The organism is Sphingobacterium sp. UBA7249 (genome assembly GCF_002472835.1).
Lineage (GTDB): Bacteria > Bacteroidota > Bacteroidia > Sphingobacteriales > Sphingobacteriaceae > Sphingobacterium > Sphingobacterium prati.
In genome coordinates this window covers 39030-59434 of record NZ_DKST01000013.1, presented here as the reverse complement: position 1 = coordinate 59434, position 20405 = coordinate 39030, and the positions used below count along the sequence as shown (strand labels likewise).

The 20405-nt window shown below is 40.9% G+C and carries 15 protein-coding genes; 6 read left to right on the top strand and 9 right to left on the bottom strand.

Features of this window, described 5'->3' with window-relative positions; all coding sequences use genetic code 11:
- The 4 genes from B4A24_RS09350 to B4A24_RS09335 form a co-directional block, all read left to right on the top strand.
- Positions 1-364: winged helix-turn-helix domain-containing protein (locus B4A24_RS09350; protein WP_293944520.1), on the top strand; the 364-nt coding region annotated here is incomplete at its 5' end.
- Positions 365-574: 210 nt separating this feature from the next.
- Positions 575-1849: an amidohydrolase family protein gene (locus B4A24_RS09345; RefSeq protein WP_293944519.1), complete on the top strand. Its 1275-nt coding sequence runs from the start codon at positions 575-577 to the stop codon at positions 1847-1849.
- An 11-nt stretch (positions 1850-1860) separates the two neighbouring features.
- Positions 1861-2916, top strand: coding sequence for a S66 peptidase family protein (locus tag B4A24_RS09340; protein ID WP_293944518.1), 1056 nt, complete (start codon positions 1861-1863; stop codon positions 2914-2916).
- Between the two features lies 1 nt (position 2917).
- The gene (locus B4A24_RS09335) at positions 2918-4321 is read left to right on the top strand and encodes a M14 family zinc carboxypeptidase (protein ID WP_293944517.1); all 1404 of its coding nucleotides are present in this window, start codon (positions 2918-2920) and stop codon (positions 4319-4321) included.
- Between the two features lie 120 nt (positions 4322-4441).
- Here B4A24_RS09335 and B4A24_RS09330 read toward each other — a convergent pair whose 3' ends face one another.
- The 4 genes from B4A24_RS09330 to B4A24_RS09315 form a co-directional block, all read right to left on the bottom strand.
- Positions 4442-5911: a RagB/SusD family nutrient uptake outer membrane protein gene (locus B4A24_RS09330; protein ID WP_293944516.1), complete on the bottom strand. Its 1470-nt coding sequence runs from the start codon at positions 5909-5911 to the stop codon at positions 4442-4444.
- Positions 5912-5929: 18 nt separating this feature from the next.
- Complete coding sequence (locus tag B4A24_RS09325; protein WP_293944515.1) at positions 5930-9136, bottom strand: SusC/RagA family TonB-linked outer membrane protein; 3207 nt, start codon at positions 9134-9136, stop codon at positions 5930-5932.
- Between the two features lie 127 nt (positions 9137-9263).
- Positions 9264-10322: a dipeptide epimerase gene (locus B4A24_RS09320; protein WP_293944514.1), complete on the bottom strand. Its 1059-nt coding sequence runs from the start codon at positions 10320-10322 to the stop codon at positions 9264-9266.
- 3 nt (positions 10323-10325) lie between these two features.
- Positions 10326-11552, bottom strand: coding sequence for an NlpC/P60 family protein (locus B4A24_RS09315; protein ID WP_293944513.1), 1227 nt, complete (start codon positions 11550-11552; stop codon positions 10326-10328).
- A 320-nt stretch (positions 11553-11872) separates the two neighbouring features.
- Here B4A24_RS09315 and B4A24_RS09310 point away from each other — a divergent pair, with 320 nt between their 5' ends.
- Positions 11873-12901, top strand: a complete 1029-nt coding sequence (locus tag B4A24_RS09310; protein ID WP_293944512.1) for a N(4)-(beta-N-acetylglucosaminyl)-L-asparaginase — start codon at positions 11873-11875, stop codon at positions 12899-12901.
- Between the two features lie 332 nt (positions 12902-13233).
- A complete protein-coding gene (gene msrA, locus B4A24_RS09305) occupies positions 13234-13749 on the top strand; it encodes a peptide-methionine (S)-S-oxide reductase MsrA (protein WP_293944511.1) in 516 nt (171 codons plus the stop codon).
- A 150-nt stretch (positions 13750-13899) separates the two neighbouring features.
- Here the strand turns inward: msrA and B4A24_RS09300 are convergent, their stop codons facing one another.
- The 5 genes from B4A24_RS09300 to B4A24_RS09280 all read right to left on the bottom strand — a co-directional run bounded on the left by B4A24_RS09300 (position 13900) and on the right by B4A24_RS09280 (position 20301).
- Positions 13900-16632 carry a DNA gyrase/topoisomerase IV subunit A gene (locus tag B4A24_RS09300; protein ID WP_293944510.1) on the bottom strand — a complete coding sequence of 911 codons (2733 nt, stop codon included), beginning with the start codon at positions 16630-16632 and terminating at the stop codon, positions 13900-13902.
- A 143-nt stretch (positions 16633-16775) separates the two neighbouring features.
- Positions 16776-17324 carry a GNAT family N-acetyltransferase gene (locus B4A24_RS09295; RefSeq protein ID WP_293944509.1) on the bottom strand — a complete coding sequence of 183 codons (549 nt, stop codon included), beginning with the start codon at positions 17322-17324 and terminating at the stop codon, positions 16776-16778.
- A gap of 27 nt (positions 17325-17351) precedes the next feature.
- Positions 17352-18029 carry an ATP-binding cassette domain-containing protein gene (locus B4A24_RS09290; RefSeq protein ID WP_293944508.1) on the bottom strand — a complete coding sequence of 226 codons (678 nt, stop codon included), beginning with the start codon at positions 18027-18029 and terminating at the stop codon, positions 17352-17354.
- Positions 18026-18940 (bottom strand): hypothetical protein, encoded by a 915-nt coding sequence (locus tag B4A24_RS09285; protein WP_293944507.1) that lies wholly within the window; start codon positions 18938-18940, stop codon positions 18026-18028. The genes B4A24_RS09290 and B4A24_RS09285 overlap by 4 nt, the downstream gene beginning before the upstream one ends.
- 197 nt (positions 18941-19137) lie before the next feature.
- Positions 19138-20301: an MFS transporter gene (locus B4A24_RS09280; RefSeq protein ID WP_293944506.1), complete on the bottom strand. Its 1164-nt coding sequence runs from the start codon at positions 20299-20301 to the stop codon at positions 19138-19140.
- Positions 20302-20405 lie beyond the last annotated feature (104 nt).

The following is a 20405-nucleotide window of genomic DNA, read 5'->3' as shown; positions in this document are numbered from 1 at the left end:
GCCACGCGCTTTGATGAGCCGGATCAATGCAATATTGAGAAGAAATGCGTCGGATGAGTCTGATTCTTCAGCACAGGATAAAATCGAGATAGCTGATCTAGTTATCGATAGAGATTCTTTCTTAGTCTACAGGGGCGAGAAAAAAATTGTACTTGCCAAAAAAGAGTTTGAATTACTATATTTATTGGCCTCCAAACCAAATAAAGTTTTCACGAGAGAACAAATCTTAAAAAGTATTTGGGAAGATTCAGTTGTTGTAACCAACCGTACGATCGATGTGCATATTCGTAAGCTCCGCGAAAAAATAGGCGACGATTATGTGACCACGGTAAAAGGAGTGGGATACAAATTTGATAAAGAATAAAACAAGAAAGAGGCTAAGGCCTCTTTTTTGTTTCCAGCCAAGATTTTCGCGCTTCTTTTCGTAAAAGAAGATATACCTACGATCCACTAGGCATAAGGATGGGTATTCTCTACTTTTTGTCGCCTTATTTGGACAACTCTTTGAACAGATAGCTTGATATCACGGCAACAAATCTTTACTTTTGACAGATACCAAAGTAAAGAGATCAACATGTCATCTATTCTTATAAAATCTGCACAACTTGTTAACGAAGGTAAAGTTGAGGCCGCTGATGTATACATCAGCAACGGCCGAATCGAAATGATCGCACAGGAGATTAATCATCCTGCGGATCAGGAAATCAATGCTGAGGGGCTACATCTGTTTCCGGGATTAATTGACGATCAGGTTCACTTTAGGGAACCGGGATTAACATATAAAGCCGATATATGGCATGAAAGTCGCGCTGCGGTAGCAGGGGGGACAACCTCGTTCATGGAGATGCCTAATACCGTTCCCAATACCTTGACACAGCAACTGCTTCAGGATAAATATGATATTGCAGGAAGGAATGCATTAGCCAATTACTCCTTCTTTATGGGGGCAGCCAACGATAACTTGGAAGAGGTGTTGAAAACCAATCCGCGTGATGTCTGCGGTATAAAGGTGTTTATGGGATCGTCCACCGGAAATATGCTGGTGGATAATGAAAAAGCACTAGAGGGTATTTTTGCCAACTCGCCTACCTTGATTGCTACACACTGTGAGGACGAAGCAACGATCAAGGCCAATCTGGCAGCATTCAAGGAAAAATATGGTGAAGATGGATTGAAGATTGAGATGCATCCGTTGATCCGCTCTGCGGAAGCTTGTTACTTGTCTTCATCCAAGGCTGTGGAGCTGGCTAAAAAGCACCATACCAGGTTGCATATTTTACACATATCAACAGCAAAAGAAATCGATTTATTTCGAAATGATATTCCATTAAAAGACAAGAAAATCACAGCTGAAGCTTGTATCCATCACCTTTGGTTTTCTGATCAGGATTACGCAACAAAAGGGAATTTTATTAAATGGNNTGATGTGATTGCAACAGATCACGCGCCCCATACAATCGAAGAAAAAACGCAGCCTTACGCGTCAGCGCCTAGTGGAGGTCCTTTGGTTCAGCATGCTTTACAAGCGTTATTGGATATGGTCAAAGCGGGTAAAATGACGCTGGAACAATTGGTTCAGAAGTCAGCACACAATACCGCAACATTGTTTCAGGTCGAAGATCGCGGTTATATCCGTGAAGGCTATTGGGCGGATCTTGTGCTTGTGGATCTAAATAAACCATACACCGTTTCAAAAGAGAATATCCTTTCTAAATGCGGATGGTCCCCATTCGAAGGGCATACGTTTAGTTCAACGATCGAACATACAATCGTATCCGGTAAAGTAGCATTTTCTAAGGGAGAAATTATTGAGAAAGGAGCTGGCGAGCGTTTATTGTTCAATAGATAATTTATCGGAATATGCAGAAAAGGGCATTTATAAAATCAATTGCTTTGGGTGCAATGGCCATTCCGGTATTGGGGGCAGAACGATCTGTACAAATTGTGGAAGGGTTAACCGGGTCAGCTACTTTGCTTGCCAAGAGGTTACATCCTGGGGATACCATTGGTTTGATAACTCCAGCAGGCGTATTGGATGATGAAGAATCGATCATTATCGCTCGCGAGATCTTTGAAACATTGGGTTTTAAAGTGAAAGAGGGAAAACATATCCGTAGCCGCTATGGCAACTTAGCCGGTACAGATCAGGAGCGTATTGCTGATATAAATGATATGTTTGCTGATAAGGCTGTCAAAGCAATAGTCTGTATAAGAGGGGGCTCGGGAACTTCCCGTCTTCTGGACAGACTTGATTATAAGATGATGGCCCAAAATCCTAAAATTTTATTGGGCTATTCAGATATTACGGCGTTAATTCTGGCTTTGTACGCGAAAACCGGGCTTATTGCTTTCCATGGTGCGGTCGGTATAAGTACATGGACAAAGAAGCTCGCTGATGCATTTAATGCGCAATTTGTAGCGAATAAACCTGCAGTATTTGAAAACCCTAAATCAAAAGGGGATAATATTGTACAGACTAAAGACCGGATTGCCACAATTTCTCCGGGTACTGTCGATGGTGTACTGCTCGGTGGAAATATGACTGTATTGACCGGATTGTGTGGTACGCCTTATCTACCCGATTTTAGAGATAAAATACTTTTTATTGAAGAGGTGGATGAAGATATGGAACGCGTTGACCGCATGTTTTGCCAGTTAAAAAATGCTGGAATATTGGCTGTGATCAAAGGTTTTATCTTTGGAAAGTGTACGAATTGCAAACCGTCAGGTGGCTATGGCTCTGTGACATTGGACCAGCTGTTCAATGATTATATCAAGCCCTTAAATGTGCCTGCTTATAGCGGGGCGGTCATTGGGCATATTGCCGAACAATTTATCCTTCCGGTAGGTGCAAAGGTGAGAATGGATGCATCGCAGGGAACGATTACCTTGCTTGAGGCGGCCTTAAAAGATTAAGATGAATTTGGTAAAAGAAGATTTTATTAGAGCCTTTTCTTTATATGAAGAAAAGGCTTTGCAGCATAGACGATTTAAACATGCTGATATCTTGCCACTTTTGCAAGGAAAAGAGATCAGTAAGCAATTTACTGTTGAAGAGATCGGACAGTCAGTGGAGGATCGTTCGATTTTTAGATTGAAATATGGTCAAGGGTCGATAAAGGTTTTATTATGGTCGCAGATGCATGGCGACGAACCTACGGCAACGATGGCACTATTTGATCTGTTTAATTTCTTAAATGGGGAGGCAGATGGCTTTGATACCTTGCGAAAGGAGATAGCGGAGAAACTGGCCTTATACTTTATTCCGATGTTGAACCCTGACGGTGCCGAGCGTTATCAGCGGCGGACTGCCATGGATGTGGATATGAACCGGGATGCGCGTGCACTTGCAACGGTGGAGGGCGGCCTGTTAAAAGCACAGGCGATGCTACTTAAGCCAGACTTTGCTTTTAATCTCCATAATCAGAATAATTACTACAATATTCCAGGGAGCGCTACTCCGGTAACAATTTCTTTGCTGGCACCAGCCTACGATTATGCGAGAAGTGTCAATAGGATTAGGGCGGATGCCATGCGGCTTATCGTTGGGATAAACAAGATATTACAGGAGTTTATACCGGATGCTGTCGCGAAGTATGATGATGAACATACCCCGCGTGGTTTTGGAGACAATTTTCAAAAATGGGGTGCGCGTACCATTCTGATTGAATCAGGAGCCTACGCTGGAGATCCGGAGAAACTGGAAGTTCGAAAATATAATTTCATTGCGCTATTACACGCCTTTCAGGAAATCGCTTCGGGATCCTATCTAGTACATGATATTGCAGATTACAACGCAATTCCTTTTAATGACGAAAAGCTTCATGATGTTTTGATTCGAAACTTATCCATCGAAAAAAATGGTAAAAAGATGTTGGTGGATGTGGCTATTCGACAACATGAAAAAACTGTGGCGAGCGACTATTACGTAGAAGGAGTGATTGAGGATATCGGTGATTTGCAGGACTTCTATGGATATACCGATATGGATGTCGAAGGACTCCAATTTATTCCCGCAAAAATGTATACAGATCGGATATTTTCACTGGCGGAATTAACCTTACCTATTGTGATTGAATTGTTGAAACAGGGCTATGGGGCGTTACAGATTTCTGATAGGCCCGAAGGTACGCAGCTGCATGATTTTCCGATTCAGATCTTAACAGATGCCAATTTTCAATATGCAGGTAGCCTCTTTTTTGAAGAACAAGCTGACTTTTTTATCGGCTCCGAAGATGGAATTCGATTTGCATTGATCAATGGTTACTTGATTGATTTAAAGGAAGAAATAGGTGGGAATTTTAAAAATAGTATTTTATAAAAATAGACTTCTTTTTAAAGTATTTTAAAAAGAAGTTGGCTATGAAATACCTCCCTGGAGAATTATACAATACCGAGCTGTCCAACCTGGATAGCTCGGTTTATTGTTTTGTTTAATTATCTAGTAACTCGGGTTTTGTTGATTCGCGATAGCCGGATTCGCATTCATTTCATCCAAAGAAATTGGAAGAATCGTTTTGAAAAAAGTTCGGTCTATCGTCTTTGGTCTATTGGTGGTACTTATATTACCAAGATCATCGTCAAATGTGATCGACTTATTCCATCGCATCATATCAAAAAAGCGGTGTCCTTCCCCCAGTAGCTCTTTGCTTCTTTCATCAGCAATCATATCCAATGTAATTGTATTAGAGGTTGCTGCATCCAATTTTGGAGATCTTTGACGAATTGCGTTCAGGTAGATAGCTGCAAGACTTTTGTCGGGAGTGGGTTTAAGCAGTGCCGATTCAGCTGCGATTAGGTATATTTCTGATAATCGGATTACCTTGATATTGACAGCAGTACTGTTTGATGGTGTGTTTTTATCACCAACAAGGGAAGCACTTCCACTATACTTATATACAGCGCCAAGATGTGTGGTGCCAACCTCATCATAGGCCATTATTCCCCATCTTACATCTGTGTCGTCGGTTTTAAGTTTCGATAAGAAGGGGTCTGCGGCGATAAAATTCCCCAAAATTGCTGTGCTTCCATGTCCTTTTCTACGAAACATGGCACCAAGCGAACTTGTCCCTGCGTCAGCTTCATTTGGATAGACTCCAAGTTCAAGAATTGATTCCGTACCGAACATACTAGTCCAGGATTTTACCCAGTCGGCGTTGCTATACAAGGCGTACACCTTGGAGTCGATTATTTCCTGAGCTGCTTTTAGCGCATTTTCGTAATCGTTCATGTAAAGATAGACACGAGCTTGTAATGCCTTATTTGCAAAATAGTTAATGTATCCGTTTGCTTTTGACTTGGATAATAAACTCTCTGAATCTCTAAGATCCAGTAAGATCTGCTTGTAATTTTCTTCAACCGAGACCCGTTTTTCCTGTGCGTTGTATTCAAGTACTTTGGTTACATTGGGAATACCCAAGGATGATTTCTCCATATTATACGGTTTGCCATATAATCTCACCAGATCAAAATTAATTAATGCTCTAGCTGTTAATGCTTGCCCTTTATATGAAGCAAAATCCTCCGTAGAACCGCTTGCAACCAGTTTCTCGATATTTGTTAGCAGATTATTAATTTGTACTACTGAGTGAAATCCCTGTGTCCAAATGTCAGTATAGGGGTTTGATGATGCGGAATGATTAAATACATAGAGATAGTCGTAACCACGTCCTTGTGAGGCGATGGTAAAGTCACCACCCTTTGCATCTGCGTAGAGCGGGAAATTTCTACCATAATAACCGACATTGGCCATTTTGCTCATTAATCCATTCATAATTACTTTTGCATCGGCTGCTGTTTGAATAGATGTATTGGAATCCCCCATATTTGTTGGAGCCACATCAAGGAAATTGCTGCAGGAGCTAATTGCTAACGATATAGATATGCACGAGGCAATAAAAAGCTTTTTCATAATATTGTGTTTTGTCCGTTAAAAACTAAATTCGACACCAAAAGTATAGGTTTTTGCCAGTGGTGTTTCCCAGCCACGGGTACCAAACTGGTTTACTTCTGGATCCATATATTTATACTTGGAAATCGTGAGTAAATTACTGCCGTTAAAATATAGCCTAGCATTTGAAATGCCTGCCCGATGCAATAATGTATTTGGTAACCTATAGCTTAAGGAGATGTTTTTTAGCCTAATATAAGAAGCGTCAAATAACTGCCTACTACTTATCTGATTGACATCTTCTAGATCTCTACCAGTTACCATAGGATAGGTGCCGTCAGTATTCGATGGTGACCAAGAGTCTTCGACGAAGTATTCGGAATGGATCCGTTCCCAATAATAACCATCATCTGCAACATCTTTTGATGTAGCATCATATAGTTTGCCGCCTATCTTGTAGGCAAAGTTCAATCCCAATGAAAAGTTTTTATAGTCAATATCCGAATTTATACCACCGTATAATTTAGGATTGGCATTTCCAATAATTGTCTGCTTTGCATTTTTATAATTATAAGTTGCCGCTTTTCCATTAAACATAAATTCACCTGCGGTACCATCATTGGTATACCATACATTTTTTCCATTGGTTTGGTCCGTACCTGCCCATTCCAATCCATAGAAAGACAATGAAGATTCGCCTTCACGATAGACATACCTTGCCCTATTATCACCGCCCGTCGGGTCAAACCAGACGATATCCTGCCCTCCATATAATTGTGTTACTTTTGATGAAATCAAAGTTGCGTTGGCACTAAGCGTCCACTTCCAGTTATCATTTTTTATGATATCTGAGCCTAGTTCGATTTCTAAACCTTTGTTGTTCATTTCACCCACGTTTCTCAATATGTTTCCAAAACCCGTAACGGTAGATATGGGAACTTTTTGCAGCAGATTTTTTGAATCCCTATTGAAATATTCGAGTGTACCAAAAAGTTTATTGTTAAACAATCCAAATTCCAATGCGATATTGGTCGAATAGTTTTTTTCCCAAGCCAAGTCGGGGTTCCCTAGATTGTTTAATCCGCCTCCCGGCTGGGTCATATATTTATTGGAATAACTGGTCAGATTTCTCCATGCGTAGAGATCAGTGGGTAAAGTTCCGTTTATCCCGTATGAACCTCTTAGTCTTAAATTATTGATTTGTTGAACATCTTTGATAAAAGATTCTTTTGCTAAATTCCAGGAAGCTGCGACTGACCAAAAATTGCCCCAGCGCGGTCCGGGGCCTAATTGTGATGAACCGTCTCTCCTAAAAGAAGCTGAGGCAAAATAACGTTCATCAAAATTATATTCAGCTCTGGATAGGATAGACATCATGTTGTTGCCCCAAGAATATGCAGAAGCATCCAAAATACCCGCAGTAGCGACGGTGTGAAGTGATGAGGATGGAAGATCTTTACCTGTGGCGCGAATAAAGTCTGTCGTGTTTTTTTCGGCCTCGAAACCCGCTAATAAACTTAAATTATGTAGACCAAAGCTTTTGTTATAGTTAGCGGTGGTCGACGATACTAATTTCTGGATGGATGTAGAAACTTCGGTGACGCGACCATTGTCTACCATGCCATTATAATGTTTGCCGCTATAGTAAATATGATCTTTAACCTCCGTGTTATCGTAAGAGAAAATGGTTTTTAGGGTTAACTCGGGCAAAAGCTTCAATGTTAAGGATTCTATGGCAGAGAGCTTGCTCGTATTTGAAGAGTTTTCCCATTCTTTGTTGTAGTACAATGGGTTGTAAGCCAGACTTCCATAACGGGCAATGTATTCTTTCCCGGTTTTATAATCAGTTGGCCAATACATCTGCCATAATAGATTACGCGTTTGATACAAATAATTAGTTCCTGTATTGCGCGTATCATTCATGCCGATTAATTTGGTCTTCGCATAGTTGACGTTGGATCCAAATTCCAGGTACTTTCCGATTTTCTGTGTCAAATTGATCCGTCCGTTTATGCGATCAAAATTATTTTCGATAATCCGGCTTTTGTCTTGTGTATAACCCAAGGAAGCATAATAGTTTGTCTTTTCCGTTGCTCCACTAACAGCTATATCATTAGTATTGAATATGCCCGTTCTAAATAACGCTTTGTTCCAATCATAGTATTTTCCGTCCCGGTTTTCCAAACCATCAGTTTTTCCGGCAATATGAACCTTCTCCCACTGTGATGTGCCATCGGTGCTAAATTGGTAACCATGGATACCAAATCCATATGCAGAATTCGGTTTACCATAATTTGGAGAATTAGGATTCCACTCTAACGAATTCAGGCGGTATAGTGTATTCTTATTTGCTTGCTCAGCTGTCTGGCCTGATGCTATCCGAGAGTCATATAGGATACTGTATAGCATATTGATTTGATCCTGTACAGAGGCTGGTTCATTATTTTTTGTCGCCCAGGACGGACTTATGCCGATTGAGGATTTAACATTGATCTTTGGGTCGCCATTTTTGCCTCTTTTCGTTGTAATGATAATTACTCCATTTGCCGCCCGAGATCCGTACAACGAGGATGCAGCAGCATCTTTCAAGACGGAGATCGATTCAATATCACTGGGATTTAATGTACTCATTACATTATTTGTATTGACGATGTAATCGCCCATTTGTCCTACACTTCCAGAGACAACAGGGACACCATCGATGACATACAATGGTTCGTTGGAAGCATTCATTGAACCAATACCCCGAATACGTATGGCCGATGTGGCACCTGCTTGGCCTGATCCGTTTGATAGTTGTAAACCTGCCACACGTCCAGTTAATGCTTTTTCAAAAGATGTGACCGGTTGTTTATCGATTGCATCAGCTTTTACCTGCGCAGCGGAGCCCGTATAAGTATTTTTTTTTGCTGTACCATAAGCGACAACCATGACCTCATCCAAAGCCTGTTCGCTACTTATAAGAGTAATACTAATCGTTTTTCGTCCATTGATCTGAATCTCCTGTGCTTTATAGCCGACAGCAGATAACACTAGTGTAGCATTTGAATTTGCATTAAGGGTGAATAAGCCTTGTTCATTGGTCGATGTCCCTTGGCTGGATCCTTTGACATTTATGGTAACTCCACTGACGGGATTTCCATTGCTGTCTGTGATTTTTCCAGCAATCTGAATCTGTTGTGCATATAAAGACTGCATCGAACTACAGGCTATGAGACACAACGTTGTGAGCACATGTTGTTTCATAAGAGTTTGAATTGATTAATTTAGTTTGTTAATATGTTGGTTTTATCGGTTGTTGATCTCAACTCCGACAAAGATTCAATGCAATGTTCTTCTTATAAGACAAAAAAACATTGCATTGAATATAATCTTATTTTCTTAAAATTCCAATTCCCGGACGGTTCGGTAAGATGCAGTTGCCATCAATTACCGTCATGCCATCAAAGATATCGTTATCGATCAGGAGTGCCCCATCTAAATCTGCCCAATCGGTTAATGGTGCCAATTGTGCCGCTGCACTGATGGCACATGAAGTTTCGGTCATACAGCCGATCATTACTTTCATTTCAAGGGAACGTGCAAGTTCGACCATCCGCTTGGCTTCACGCATACCGGTACATTTCATCAGCTTGATATTGATGCCGCTGTAGACACCTTTTAAGCCAGGTACATCAGCCAATCGTTGACATCCTTCGTCAGCAATAGTCGGTATTGGACTATGTGCCGTCAGCCAGGCATTATCGTCAATCTGTTCTTTGGGCATCGGTTGTTCGAGGAAAGCGACATTTCGCTCAGCCAGCCAATGTGCCATTTCCAATGCCTGTTCCCGAGTTTTCCAGCCCTGATTAACATCGGCACATAAAGGACGATCGGTCACCTGGCGAATGGTGTCAATAATCATTTTATCGGTATCCAGTCCCAATTTTACTTTTAGAATCTTAAACTGATCTGCTTCAGCGACTTTTTTGCGGATCATATCCTCCGTGTCGATGCCGATTGTATAAGAAGTTGGCGGGATAAGATCCGGATTTAACCCCCATATTTTATAGAAAGGCTGGCCCATAACTTTACCAAGCACATCATGCAGTGCGATATCTATCGCTGCTTTGGCGGCCGTATTCTTTGTTGCTACTTGATCTACATAGTGCAGGATCTCTTCGGTCTGGAAAGGGGAGCTGAATCCCGATAAATCAATTTGATTTAAGAAAGCAATAACACTTTCCTGTGATTCACCAAGGTAAGGTGGCATGCTGGCCTCTCCGTAACCGATAACACCATCGTACTCCAACTCGGTCAATACCACAGGTGTTGTATTTCGGCTGTAGGAAGCGACGGTAAAAACATGGCGCAGTGTTAGCGTATATGGACGAAACCTTAACTTAAAGGTCCCAAAATCTTTGCTGATCCATTCAGATTGATTGCTCATCATGGTTTATTTGTTGATATAGTAATTATTTTCAGCGATTTTTTGAATTGCAGAATCCTTGGCACCTAAATAACGACGGGCAGCAACAACGGTACGTGTCTGAAAATCGTCGTAATCAGCAGCATCTTTTAGCATGCTGTTAATGCGAACCAATCCTGCAGCATGGATAAAAGCGCCATTGCCAATATAGAGCGCTACATGGGTTACACGTGCGTTGGGATTACTATTTTTGCCCGCAGCAAAGAAGAGTAAATCAGCAGGTTTCAGGTTTTTGATCGCTTTGTCAGGGTCAAAATGCCCCTCGCTATCCAAGATATCTATCTTTTCGCCCGCTAAAACCTGCTGTGATGCATCTCTAGGGATAACGAAGCCATTCATAAAGAAGCTTGTCTTGGTAAATCCGCTACAATCGACCCCTTTGACCGACGTGCCGCCCCATAAATAAGGTAGTCCCAACATGGTTTTTGCACTTGCGATAATATGGTCAGCGGTAGGATTACGCGTATCCAGCCAATTTTTTAACGTTAGGCCTTCAGATTTCTTGATATAACCTTTGCGGCCATCGGGGTAAGCGATTTCATAAAAACTGCCTTTTTGTCCAGTTAATTTCAAGATATCTCCGTATACAAGATCCGATACCCGTTGGCTTTTCTCATTGGGTTCGGAATAAGATTTTCCGAATTCAGTGGTGTAGATCAACTTTTCTGATTGTCTCCAGTTGTCAATCTCGGCCTGATCCATGACAGCTATTGAAGATGCTGGCACCCAGGCAATATAACCATCAGGTGTACGTACCCGGTATTCACCGCTTTTCTTCTGTAGCAGGTCTACTTGTGTGCCCAATAAAACTTGGCTTGTCAGTTCCGCGGCATTATCCGGGGAGGTACGCATGTTGGCAACTGAAAGTCTGATTACCCCCACAGTTTTGCCATCAACACTAGCGTCCGGTAAAAGTTGAACTTGGATATTCGCGGATATTTCTTTTGCTTTTTGTTCGAGAACAAACTTAGCATCTTTTTCGGTTGTTTCGAGGATATATATATTTTGGGGAACATCCGCTTTTTGAATAGCCACAATTTTCGTTCTCCGATCAGGTGCAAATTCACGTTTTACGTTTTCTTGCAATTCTTTGATTTTGAAATAAGTGGTGGAATCTACTTGCTGTGCATGGCCATGACTTGTGCCAATTAGACTTGCACATGCTAAAATAGCGAATTTTAGTGTGTTTTTCATGCTGATTAGTTTGTTTCTAAAGATAGGATTAATTCACAATATAAATCAATGTTTGTTGTCGATTTTTAAGTGATTCGAGTGCTGTGTTGCTAAAAAACGAATCTTTGGGCTTAATTTTAATTAATTTGTCTATTTGCTAAAACCATTTTGTATTATTGCTTATTGATCGCAAAACCATTGATTGTTTTTGAATCTCACTGCCAAAAGCAGGTTGGCGATTGTGAAATGAGGTAGTGAACATTCAAAAAACGAATTATTCATGTTTGTAAAATGCCGGACGGTAGAGGCAAACAGGTTATTAAAAGGCAAATAGTTTATATATGAGTTCTAGACGTAATTTTATTAAGCAGGGTTTTATGGCTGCTACAGCTATAGGTACTTTAAGTGCATTTGATACAAAAGGGCTGACGATTGCATCCGATGATAAGGTGAAAAAATATCCGATTGTCATATCAACCTGGGATTTTGGGATAGCGGCAAATAAAGCGGCCTGGGAGATCTTATCGAAAGGCGGAAAAGCTCTTGATGCTGTCGAACAGGGGGTACGGGTACCCGAAGCAGACTTAAAAAATATGACCGTAGGCAAAGGCGGCTACCCGGATCGTGATGGACATGTGACCCTAGATGCCTGTATTATGGATGCTGATGGTAATTGTGGTGCTGTGGCTGGTATGGAAAAAATCGGACATCCGATATCGGTGGCCCGCTTGGTTATGGAAAAAACTCCGCATGTCATGCTTGTCGGTGAAGGTGCATTGCAATTTGCGTTGGAAAACGGTTTTCAAGAGGAGAATTTATTGACGCCTGAGGGAGAGAAAGCTTGGAAGGAGTGGTTAAAGGAGAAGAAATACAAGCCTGTCGTTAATATCGAAAATAAAACTTTTGCTGCGGAGCGCCTGCCAGGCAACCAGTACAATCACGATACCATTGGTATGTTAGCCTTGGACGCCAATGGCAATATATCTGGAGCCTGTACAACCAGTGGAATGGCATTTAAAATGCACGGACGGGTGGGAGATAGCCCGATCATCGGAGCTGGATTGTATGTTGACAATGAAGTTGGTGGGGCTACGTCGACTGGGGTAGGTGAAGAAGTTATCCGTAATGTAGGCAGCTTTTTGGTGGTCGAATTAATGCGTCAGGGTTATTCCCCTGAAGATGCTTGCAAGGAAGCTGTGATGCGTATTGTGAAGAAAAAGCCTGCAATTGCCAAAGAGATACAAGTTGGATTTTTGGCGATTAACAAGAAGGGTGAGTATGGAGCCTATGCATTGCAGGAGGGATTCTCTTACGCCGTTTGCGATAGTAAGCAGCAAGATTTATTGATCAAAGGAAAACATTATTATTAGTAATTAGAATTAGATGTGAGATTTTAGATAAGAGATTTGAGGTAGGAGATTTGAGACAAAGGATCAAAGATTGGTTTAAGAAGCGTCCAGATTTGATATTCAGCCGTTAACCTTTGTTCTTTATTCTGAATCCTTGCTCCATAATCCTCCTTATTCTTTACGCCCTTTTAGAATACACGTTTAGATAGAAGTATTAAATTGAATAATGATTATCTTTGTATAAGTGTCGTTAGCGTAAAAAAATGAGATAATAAGTAGGCCTAGTCTATAAAAGTAAAGTCTCAGTACGCACTACTAAATACACGCTGCTAAATACTCAATACGATAAAAATATGAAAGCAACATTTGGAGGTGGATGTTTTTGGTGTACGGAAGTGATCTTCCAAAATACCGAAGGAGTGACATCCGTATTGCCTGGATATATGGGAGGTCATGTAGACCATCCTACTTATGAGCAGGTATGTACAGGTACAACTGATCACGTAGAAGTGGTGGAGTTGGAGTATGACGATGAGCTGGTCAATTATGAGGATCTGTTGAAAATTTTCTTCAAAACACATAATCCGACAACATTGAACCGTCAGGGTAATGATGTGGGTACGCAGTATCGTTCTGTAGTCTTCTATCATAACGAAGAGCAGGAGATCTTAGGGAAAAATTTTATTGATGAGTTGGAAAACGAGGATATCTATGAAGATCCAATTGTAACAGCGGTAGAACCGGCGTCAACATTTTGGCTGGCCGAAGATTATCATCATAATTATTTTAATGATCATCCTGAGAACCCATTCTGTTCGGTGGTCATTGCGCCGAAACTCCAAAAATTCTTAAAAGAATTTAAAGCCTAAAGGTTTTATATGGAGAGCTGTGCATCAAGAACAGCGAAGATGACACATTGTTTATGAGAAGGGTGGGAGCAATCTCGGATCAATAATAGAAAAGGCTCGAATATCATATTCGAGCCTTTTCTTATTCGGATTACTTATTGAAAAATGCTGTTAAAACATTTCCATTTGCCCCTTGTCATCAATTTGGATGTCGTCAGGATTAGTGATTTCCAATTTGATATCATCTTCTTTTTTATCTTTAGCGGTATCTGCTGATATTTCATCAGTTACTGCATCAGATTTGGTTTCTCCGGATTTTGTTTCGCCACTTTCTGAAGCGACTTCTGCTTTTTCCTTTCCTTTTTCACTTAGATCTTCATCAGCTGTGATCAAGGTGACAGATTTTACGGTATGGAAGGAAAGGCGGTTGCCTTGTGCTTTTATACCCTTTATGTCAATAATCTCAGTCAACGGTTGCTCCAGTGTTTCCTCCGTTTGTGATTTACCTTTCAGGATGTCCAATTTGACCGTAGGCTCAGCAGCATTGCTCATAAGCACTAATTTTGAACCGGCTTCTTCGTTGATAAACGAAATACGTTTGCCAATGGGCTGGTCATCAAATTTAAAACGTTTGACAAAATAAGTACCACTCTTACCATCTTGATGTACTACGGTATAGATATGTTCCGGGTAGAATTTTTCTATACGGATCATTTTCTCATCAAAGTGGTTGCTCAGGTCGAAGTTCGATAACTCGTAGCTGCCATCGGAAAGCACAATTAATATTTTATCATCACCATCAAATTCTCCTAAATACTGGCCGCGTTCATCGGCATTCAGACGTTTCATGATGGTATCATACCAGATTTTTCTTCCGGCGAGAGTGGAAATACCTGAGCTTTTAAAGGCAATTTTCTTGACGGGATATTTAGAAACAATATTCCCTTGGGAAGCGCGACCTTTGATGGCAATTTCAGCGAAATCCATATCGAAATTCAATTTACGTAATTTCGTGTGTGGTTTGAGCTGTATATTGACCACTTCGGCTTCACCATTTGGATTAGCGGTGAAATATAAAACCTTTGATCCTTTTGACCCTTTGGATACATCATATTCCTTATCGCGGGTAACGCCGACAACAGAGAAACGTTTGATATAACTCGTACCGGTTTCCCCTTCTTTATAGATCACGTTGTATATGGTACGTTCGTCACCTTTTTTGAAGACCGCTACGTGGATAATCCCTTTTCCGACAAATACTTTATCCTGGATTTTGCTGACGACATATTTGCCATCTTCGCGGAATACAATGATATCATCGATATCTGAGCAATCACAGACAAATTCATCTTTCTTCATTCCAGAGCCGATGAAACCTTCTTCGCGATTGACGTACAGCTTCGCATTGGCTAACGCAACTTGTGTTGCCTCAACCTTATCAAAGATGCGTAATTCAGTCTTGCGTTCGCGATCTTTGCTGTATTTTTCACGTAGTTTTTCATACCATGCAATGGCATATTCCGTCAATTGACGCAAATGGCGCTTAACTTCCTTGATTTCATTTTCGAGCGTCTTCATTGTTTCGTCTGATTTTTTCACATCGAAACGCGTGATACTACTCATTGGTTTATCGATCAGTTTCTTATAGTCCTCAGGAAGAATTTCACGATAAAACTGATCAAAGAATGGCTCAAACAAGCGATTTAAAACCTGCACTACAGTGTCAAAGTCACCGGCATTTTCATAATCGGCATGCTTGTACATCCCTTCTTGGATGAATATTTTTAATAAGCTATTGAAGAATATTTTTTCCTGAAGATCATTTAAACGGATCTCCAGTTCCCGCTTCAATAAATTTTTGGTGTTTTTTGTGTTTTCAATCAAGATGTCATTGACACTCATAAAATGAGGTTTCTCATCCTTGATAACACAGGTATTTGGCGAAATGGAGACCTCGCAGGCCGTGAAAGCATACAAGGCATCTATAGTAACATCGGGCGATATTCCCGGCGCTAAATGCACGATTATTTCAACGTTTCCAGCGGTGTTGTCTTCGATTTTCTTGATTTTGATTTTGCCCTTTTCATTGGCTGTCACTACACTTTCGATCAAGCCTCCTGTAGTAGTGCCAAAAGGAATTTCTGTGATCGCTAGGGTCTTTTTATCCCGTTCCTCGATTTTAGCGCGTACCCGGATCTTTCCACCGCGTTGTCCTTCGTTGTAATTGGATACGTCGGCCATACCACCTGTCGGGAAATCGGGAAGAATATTCGGACGTTCGCCGTTCAGTACCTGAATTGAGCCATCAATAAGCTCTATAAAGTTGTGCGGCATAATCTTGGTTGCCAACCCCACAGCAATACCTTCAGCTCCCTGGGCCAAGAGCAATGGAAATTTAACAGGTAAAGTGACTGGCTCACGGTTACGTCCATCGTAGCTCTGTTGCCATTCTGTCGTTTCGGGATTGAAAACAACTTCATTCGCAAATTTAGAAAGTCGTCCCTCAATATAACGTGGCGCCGCCGCCGAATCACCCGTGATTGGGAATCCCCAGTTACCCTGACAATCGATTAGCAGGTCTTTCTGTCCCAATTGAACCATGGCATCTCCGATGGAAGCATCTCCATGCGGGTGATATTTCATGGTATTACCAATCACATTGGCAGCCTTATTATATCGTCCATCATCCATTTCCTTTAGGGAATGGAGGATACGACGTTGTACGGGTTTCAAGCCGTCATTTATATGGGGTACAGCTCTATCCAAGATCACATAGGACGCGTAATCCAAAAACCAGTTTTCGTACAGCCCAGACAAAGGTATTGTCTGACTTCCGCCCTCTGTTTTTCCTGCTCCTAGTTCTTCTTGATTATCTTCCGTTGGGAAGTTTGTTTCGTCACTCATTTACTCAGCAATAGATTAAATTGTACAATACAGAAATGCTCGAAATTTTATTTTATTCGAACGTGTAAAAATACAAAACCATTTTGTTTTATCCCAGTGAAAGTATAAAAAGTTAAAAAAATTAGTTTTTAAAGCTAACATAATTAGTTTATGGCGGAATTTTCGACCAAATCATACCAATAACAGGGGATATTCCAACGGTCAAAATCAAACTCTTCGGTGACCTGAAAACCCACTTTTTCCAATACATGCCTTGATCCTTTGTTTTCGATATGTGTAATGGCATGGAGTTCAAAATGAGTCAGGTGCTCGCGATAATACTGCATACAGGCTAATGCTGCTTCAGTGGCATATCCTTTGCCCCAGGATTCTACCCTGAAACGATAGCCTAGATCCAGGAATCCGATACGTCTATTTTCCAATTCATCAATATATTTAAATCCCGTCCAGCCGATCCATTGATTGCTTGATTTTTCAATAACTCCCAGCCGGCCAATACCATATTTTTCATATTGTTGCTGAATGAGAGCGATCGCTTTTTCCATTTCTTCGATGGATTGAACTGGCTCTTTATTGAGAAAAGTATGTACCTTAGCCTGCGAATCCATTGCAAAAAAATAGTCTCTATCGTCCATGCTTATCGGACGGATGATTAGGCGTTCGGTTTCTAATGTTGGTAGGTATTTTTCCATCTGGTATATCATAGGTTTTAGCGGGGTTTAAAGCCACAGTTTATCAATATCTTTTTTCAATATTTTCTCTTTCATTTCTTCTTCAAAATCACCGAACTGCTCTTTTTTAACAGTCTTGCTGATCCGGCCTCCTTCTAATACCAATATCTCATCACAGGTATCTTTTAGTGTCGAAAATATATGCGATGAAATCAGGATGGTTTTGCCCATTGCTTTAAGACGTAGTATGATTTCGGTCAGGAGAATACTGCTTTGTAGGTCGATTCCGTTAAAAGGTTCATCAAGAATGTAGAAACTGTTGTTCTGGAGCAGGGTCGCTGTCAGTGCCAATTTCTTTTTCATTCCTGTAGAATAAGAACTCGCATACTCCTTTAATGGTAATTCGAAGATATTCTTTTCATTGAGATTCTTAATAGATTTTCTACGGGCGTCAGTAAGGAGATAGATATATTCTTCACCCGTCATTTTTGACAAAAAATAAGGATCTGAGGTGAGATAGCCTAAATGGTTTTTTAATGGCTGTAGGTTCGCATTGATCTTTCCTGAAGCTGTTTCTAAGCCTGCAATACAGCGGAATAAAGTTGTCTTTCCAGCACCGTTTTCACCTACGATACCATATACTTTTGCGTCCTCAAAAGTGAATGTAACCTCATGCAGGACCTGATGCTGGCCAAAGGATTTACTGATATGAATAAGCTCGATCATAAATAGTTTTTAAGATTTTTGAGGGCCTTAACGTAATAAAAAGGCAAAAGGGCTAATATTAGGGGATAGAAGCTAAAACACAATATCAGCACAAAGACTTCAGGGAAATTGATTTCACGCGGATAAGCAACATATTTTAAGGTAATGGCAAAAGGAAGCAAAAAACATATACCAGCCAGGACAATTAATGCATTAAACCATGCAGATGGAAAACGAACAGTATAAATCAGTAGCATCGGGAGTAAAAATAAAAGACATTGCAGCAGTCCACGTCTAAATTTGCGCAGTAGAAATCCAGCAGGTGTTTCTCTACTGTTCCATAGATAAAAGACAGGTTCAGGCAACTGATAATAGAGTATGCAAGTCAGAGCTACACCGCTTACACAAAATAGAACAAGGTTGGGATTCGTGACATAAAAACCAGTTGCTGCCAGTAGATACAAAAGGAGAATCAGTAGGTAACTCCTTCGGAATCCAATAATAAATTCAAAGGGTTTCTTTGCGAAGGGAGTAGGGATAGATTTACCAAAAGCTTTAAAGGTCAAAAAGGCAAATATGAGTGCCAGCACAACGAGCACGACCGCATAGAGCCAAAGACTTAGAGATAGCAATATAGTAATGGATGGTAAGGTCACTATAGCATTTTCCAGTAGCCTGATGTTGTAAAAATCTTTTTTACTAAACGTATTTTTTAGAAAATCGTTCCTGTTTCTCTCGGTTAGGAGAAACAGCAGCTGAAAATTGCTTAGTATTAAAGCATAGCTTCCAAAAACCGGGTACCGCAGTAACAGGCAGTAAGCAAGATAACTCGCTGCCAATAGCAAAAATGGAGCAACAGCCATTGGAAGCCCCGTAGCTTTAAATTGACGCGCCAGCAATTTATATTGAAGCTTTAAATAATTATTTATCATTTGCTATTTGCTTATCAATAGTCCTGCAAGTGATGCTATCATGACCTTGTTAGTCTGCTAATTATCATAACTATAGGTCGGATGATTTGTATTGTGAACTTTTTTCGAAGTTATGAAAATCTGATGAAAAAGATGATACGCTGATCGCTGCGAGCAGCAACATGTCCAATCTCCTATCTTTAATCTTATATTAAAAACTAAGATTTTCTTTGCCAATTGAGCATATAAAATAAGGCGATCAAGAGCACAAAAGCGTTTGCATACATAATTTGTGGAATGCGGAGGATGATGTCAGCATAATACAGTCCGGCGAGGAGAGCCCCCAGACCAATTCCTGCTTCAAGCGAAATATACATGGTCGCGACTGCTTTGCCCCGATGTTCAGGGATACTCAGGTCGATGGTCCAGGCATTAATAGCCGGAGAAAGAATACCTGTGCCTATACCATAAATACTTGCCCCGGTCATTAGGCCGATAAAGCTGTCTTCTAGGCCGATGACAACTAGTGCGATAGCGATAATCACTAAGCCTGTGATAATCACTTTTGGCCTCCCGTAGCGATCGGAAACCTTTCCCGAAACAAAGCGTATCATGACGGATGCGATCGTGAAGGCCAGAAAGAAAAGGCCCTTATTTTTAAGTCCTAGATGCTCACTCCAATCGGGGATAAGCGTAAGGATCACACCGTAGGCAGTATAGGATAAAAATGTAACTATTCCAGCGGGGAGCGCGCGCCATTCTATAATATCCTTTCGGTTTATTTTGAGCATGGAAAGGTTGAATTTCTCCTTTTTAACTAAGGTCTCCTTCATATTGATGACGATCAGGATTGATAACAATGCCATGAAAGATGATGAGTAGAACATGACATTAATCCCAAAAGCGTCAAAAATTGCACTCCCGATCGCGGGACCTACTGCGGTTCCGATGCTGAATGCAAGACCATGCATACCCAAGGCCTCGCCCCAACGTTTTTGAGGGACAAGATCCGCGACATAAGCCGAGGTTGAGGTAGGTTTAAAGCCAGTAGAGAATCCGTGGATTAATCGCAGAAAGAGAAAACCAGCGACAGTAGTTAAAATTGGATAGAGAAATCCGCAGATAAAACAAACAATAGATCCGATGGCCATGACCGGAACCCGGCCCCAGCGATCAGTCAGTTTACCGCTAAATGGTCTTGAAATACCCGCGGTTAACGTAAATAATGCTATGATCAGGCCTTTATATTCAGCTCCACCCATACTACTGAGGTAATTGGGTAGCTCTGGAATAATCATGTTGAAACTCGATGAAAATAAGAGTGAGCTCAGGCAAAGTAAAATGAATTGAAGCGTATAGATGGATTTCTGTTCCGAAGGCATTTTAAAACAATTGTCGTGCGTGAATAATCTTCAATCAGACAATATCGTGAAAGACACAGATGCTTTTTGAAGAGTTGGTCAAAGATACATTTTTTTCAACGATT

Coding starts and splice junctions, on each gene's coding strand:
- B4A24_RS09335 (WP_293944517.1), top strand. CDS start 2,918: ATGAATTTGGTAAAAGAAGATTTTATTAGAGCCTTTTCTTTATATGAA.
- B4A24_RS09300 (WP_293944510.1), bottom strand. CDS start 16,632: ATGAGTGACGAAACAAACTTCCCAACGGAAGATAATCAAGAAGAACTA.
- B4A24_RS09340 (WP_293944518.1), top strand. CDS start 1,861: ATGCAGAAAAGGGCATTTATAAAATCAATTGCTTTGGGTGCAATGGCC.
- B4A24_RS09320 (WP_293944514.1), bottom strand. CDS start 10,322: ATGATGAGCAATCAATCTGAATGGATCAGCAAAGATTTTGGGACCTTT.
- B4A24_RS09310 (WP_293944512.1), top strand. CDS start 11,873: ATGAGTTCTAGACGTAATTTTATTAAGCAGGGTTTTATGGCTGCTACA.
- B4A24_RS09280 (WP_293944506.1), bottom strand. CDS start 20,301: ATGCCTTCGGAACAGAAATCCATCTATACGCTTCAATTCATTTTACTT.
- B4A24_RS09295 (WP_293944509.1), bottom strand. CDS start 17,324: ATGGAAAAATACCTACCAACATTAGAAACCGAACGCCTAATCATCCGT.
- B4A24_RS09290 (WP_293944508.1), bottom strand. CDS start 18,029: ATGATCGAGCTTATTCATATCAGTAAATCCTTTGGCCAGCATCAGGTC.
- msrA (WP_293944511.1), top strand. CDS start 13,234: ATGAAAGCAACATTTGGAGGTGGATGTTTTTGGTGTACGGAAGTGATC.
- B4A24_RS09315 (WP_293944513.1), bottom strand. CDS start 11,552: ATGAAAAACACACTAAAATTCGCTATTTTAGCATGTGCAAGTCTAATT.
- B4A24_RS09330 (WP_293944516.1), bottom strand. CDS start 5,911: ATGAAAAAGCTTTTTATTGCCTCGTGCATATCTATATCGTTAGCAATT.
- B4A24_RS09285 (WP_293944507.1), bottom strand. CDS start 18,940: ATGATAAATAATTATTTAAAGCTTCAATATAAATTGCTGGCGCGTCAA.
- B4A24_RS09325 (WP_293944515.1), bottom strand. CDS start 9,136: ATGAAACAACATGTGCTCACAACGTTGTGTCTCATAGCCTGTAGTTCG.